The organism is Gemmatimonas sp. (assembly GCF_036405635.1).
Taxonomy (GTDB): domain Bacteria; phylum Gemmatimonadota; class Gemmatimonadetes; order Gemmatimonadales; family Gemmatimonadaceae; genus Gemmatimonas.
This window is the reverse complement of sequence record NZ_DASWXE010000203.1, coordinates 1-2,304: the sequence shown is the minus strand read 5'-3', so window position 1 is coordinate 2,304 and position 2,304 is coordinate 1. Positions and strand designations below refer to the sequence as shown.

The following is a 2,304-nucleotide window of genomic DNA, read 5'->3' as shown; positions in this document are numbered from 1 at the left end:
GCCCATGGCATGGACCGGTCCACCGGCACCATGCCTTTCCAGTTGGGCGGCAACATCCAGCGCGGCGGCTTGGTGGAGTTGCCGTTTGGCATCACACTGCGCGAGCTCGTGGAACGGTTTGGCGGCGGCAGCTACTCGGGACGGCCGTTGCGGGCCATTCAGGTGGGCGGTCCTCTGGGCGCCTACCTGCCCGCCTCACAATGGGACACGCCGCTCACTTACGAACACTTCGCGGCTATCGGAGCCATGCTGGGGCACGGTGGCATCGTGGCCTTCGATGATACGGTGGACATGGCCGCCCAGGCCGAATTTGCGATGGCCTTCTGCGCGCACGAGTCGTGCGGCAAGTGCACGCCATGCCGCGTGGGTTCCACGCGCGGCGTCGAGGTCATTCAGCGGCTCCGGCGAAGGGAGAAGGTCCGTGAACAGTGGGATCTGCTCGAAGAACTGTGCGAAACCATGGAGCTCGGTTCGTTGTGCGCACTCGGGGGGCTCACGCCAATGCCGGTGCGCAGCGTGATGAAGCACTTCACCGCGGACCTCCTGGCCTCGGCCGGCATGGGGTCCCCATCCTCGCAGGTGGCGTCATGATCAAGCCCGCCATTGATCTCACCGACAACGGAAGCGCCGCCGTCGCCGACGTTGCGCTGGTCGACCTGACCATCGACGGCATCGTCGTCTCGGTACCCGTCGGCACGACGGTCATGCAGGCCGCCAAGAGCGTAGGCATCGATATCGCAAAGCTCTGCGCCAACGATACGCTCAAGCCATTTGGCTCGTGCCGACTGTGTGTGGTGGACATCGCCGGTCGCAAAGGACTTCCGGCGTCGTGCACCACGCCCGTCGACAAGAACATGGTGGTACGCACGCAGACACCGCAGGTCGCCCGTGTGCGGCGCAACGTCATGGAGCTCTACATCTCCGACCACCCACTCGACTGCCTCACCTGCGCGGCGAATGGCGACTGCGAGCTGCAGGACATGGCCGGCGCGGTGGGACTGCGGGAAGTGCGGTACGGCTATGACGGCGCCAATCACCTGGAGGCCCTGAAAGACGAATCGAATCCGTATTTCACCTTCGATCCGTCCAAGTGCATCGTCTGCTCACGGTGCGTGCGCGCCTGTGATGAAATTCAGGGCACGTTCGCGCTCAGCATCACCGATCGCGGTTTCGCGTCCAAGGTGAGCGCCGGCATGGGGGAGGCGTTCCTCAACTCCGAATGCGTGTCGTGCGGCGCCTGTGTGCAGGCCTGCCCCACCGCCACCCTCACCGAGAAGAGCATCATCGACGCCGGCCAGCCCGATCGCATCGTGAAGACCACCTGCGCCTACTGCGGCGTGGGCTGCTCGTTCGACGCGGAACTCAAGGGAAACGACGTCGTACGCATGACACCCTCCGCCGAAGGTGGTGCCAACGAAGGCCACTCGTGCGTGAAGGGTCGGTTCGCCTGGGGCTACGCCACCCACAGCGACCGGGTGCTGCATCCGATGGTGCGTGACACCATCGATGAGCCCTGGCGGCAGGCGAGCTGGGAGGAGGCCATCCAGTTTGCAGCGACACGTTTTCGGGCCATTCAGCATCAACATGGCCGCGACGCCATCGGTGGCGTCTCCTCGTCGCGTTGCACCAACGAAGAAGTGTACGTGGTGCAGAAGATGGTCCGCGCCGCCTTCCGCAACAACAACATCGACACCTGCGCCCGCGTGTGCCATTCGCCAACGGGCTACGGGCTCAAACAGACCTTTGGCACGTCGGCAGGCACGCAGGACTTCAAGTCGGTGGCACATGCCGATGTGATCGTGGTGATCGGAGCCAACCCCACCGACGCACATCCGGTGTTCGCCGCACGCATGAAGCGTCGGCTCCGACAGGGCGCGAAGCTCGTCGTCATCGACCCGCGCCGCATCGACCTGGTGCGCTCACCGCACATCCAGGCCGCGCATCATCTGCAGCTCCTCCCGGGTACCAACGTGGCCGTGATCAATGCGCTGGCGCATGTGATCGTGACCGAGGGGCTGGTGAATGAGAACTTCGTCAGCGACCGGTGCGACGCCACGTCGTTTGCGCAGTGGCGCGATTTCATTGCGCAGCCCGAGCACTCCCCAGAGGCCACCGAGCAGTTTTCCGGCGTGCCCTCGGCAGAACTGCGAGCCGCCGCTCGCTTGTACGCTGGTGCGGGCAATGCCGCCATCTACTACGGCCTCGGTGTCACGGAGCACAGCCAGGGCAGCACCATGGTGCTCGGCATCGCCAACCTGGCCATGGCCGCCGGACAGATCGGCCGGGACGGCACGGGCGTGAACC

The 2,304-nt window shown here is 65.1% G+C and carries 2 protein-coding genes; both read left to right on the top strand.

The window, feature by feature from the left end:
* The coding region (locus tag VGE27_RS15945; protein ID WP_331050665.1) for an NADH-ubiquinone oxidoreductase-F iron-sulfur binding region domain-containing protein at positions 1 to 591 on the top strand (591 nt) is incomplete at its 5' end.
* The coding region (locus VGE27_RS15940; RefSeq protein ID WP_331050664.1) for a molybdopterin-dependent oxidoreductase at positions 588 to 2,304 on the top strand (1,717 nt) is incomplete at its 3' end. The genes VGE27_RS15945 and VGE27_RS15940, both read left to right, overlap by 4 nt.